General features: G+C 47.7%; 1 protein-coding gene. It reads right to left on the bottom strand.

Annotated features, from left to right (window positions below; all coding sequences use genetic code 11):
* Nucleotides 1–619: 619 nt before the first annotated feature.
* Nucleotides 620–873, bottom strand: a 254-nt coding sequence (locus F1735_RS36045) for a hypothetical protein (RefSeq protein ID WP_222853182.1), incomplete at its 5' end; no start/stop codon positions are given.

Below are 873 nucleotides of genomic sequence, written 5' to 3'. Positions count from 1 at the left end.
ACTGAACCCGATTCATCGTCGCCATAATCTTCTCCCGCCTGCGCCACCGCGCACGCATATGCAAGGTTGGACACGTAACGGCGACCAAAGTTCAGTTATGCTGAAGATCAGCGCTAATCACCAAAAAATAACACATCTACAGACCTCAAATTGTCCGCAAACACCCAAACACAGGAACGCGAGATGAACATCTATTTTCTGCCAGTACCCGAGCTGGCTTGCCCCCAATGCGGAGCTACCAATTGGCGACATTTCGATCTACCTGCTAACACCTGCTTACAACATGAATTGTTGCAAAACTGCGAGAGACTCATCAATGTAACCGTCTATGTATTTATTGCGGTAGGCTTCCTTTTCATTTTTCCCGCTCTGCAAGAGCTTGCTTTAATTGCCGTTGGAATGCTCTTATGCCTCGCGCCAACAATCTTTCCTTTAATGCGATTGGGCGGTCATATCAGGTCGACAATTCATTTGTGCGAAAGTTGCGGTTTTTTCAGCTCAGAATAATTTTGCGGCTGCGCCACTCCTAACTAGTCGGTGATCAGCACCGTTCCTGCGTATAGCCGGGAACAGACCCACACCACATGCTTGATCACCCGTGAACAGAAGTCACAGTTTATCAATCAGAAAAATACCGTCGGATTTTCATTGTCGGAGAGTGAGAATGAAGGGGATGTATGGCTCTCGGAAGCACATGAAGCAAAAATTCCGATACGTAAAGAAGTGAAGTCGGCATGTTGATCGATGGTAACTGTTTAGCCTGAGCGAGCACGTGCCAGAGTTGTTCGTTTCTTGAAATCGGTCCATGATGCTGATCATGACAAAACTGCGCCCCCTTCCAGATCTTTCCAAGCTTTCCGCCGCGGAAAAGGA

This window comes from Massilia genomosp. 1, assembly GCF_011682185.1.
Classification (GTDB): domain Bacteria; phylum Pseudomonadota; class Gammaproteobacteria; order Burkholderiales; family Burkholderiaceae_D; genus Telluria_A; species Telluria_A rubra.
Note: the sequence above shows the minus strand (reverse complement) of the source record. Positions and strands in the feature narration are given on the sequence as shown.